Origin of the sequence: Tenacibaculum sp. L6, assembly GCF_028823685.1 — a bacterium.
In the GTDB taxonomy this organism is placed as follows: Bacteria; Bacteroidota; Bacteroidia; order Flavobacteriales; family Flavobacteriaceae; genus Polaribacter.
On sequence record NZ_JAPEHZ010000201.1, the window covers coordinates 1 to 402 of the forward strand.

Consider the following 402-nt stretch of genomic DNA (forward strand, 5'->3'; position numbering starts at 1 on the left):
AGAAGCAATAGTTGAGGCAATTCAAAATGGAGAAGATTATGAAACGGTAATTGATAGGTATAAAAGAGGAACAGAAAAAACTTCATTTACTTATGAAGAAAAACAACTACAATCATTGTTTCAAACCGCTTTGACAACATATCATTTGGTATACGGTAACGCAAAAATGGTGAGTGATTATGATGGAGGGGGTACGAGTTATTGGAATACCGATTTTAAAGGTAGTGGTGTTGATAAGACAAAAGTAGAACACATTTTAGGTATTGCACACAGAAAAGAGCGTAGAAAAGAAATTAGAGCTATGCGAGATGAGCTAGGAAGTGTCATGCATACCAATTACTACAAAAACGCGTGGAAACATTACAATACTAAAGTAGATGATTACATCTTAGACGGAAAATT

The 402-nt window shown here is 34.3% G+C and carries 1 protein-coding gene; it reads left to right on the forward strand.

Annotated features, from left to right (window positions below):
- A partial coding sequence (locus tag OU788_RS12715; RefSeq protein ID WP_274635495.1) for a hypothetical protein occupies positions 1-402 on the forward strand: 402 nt, incomplete at both ends.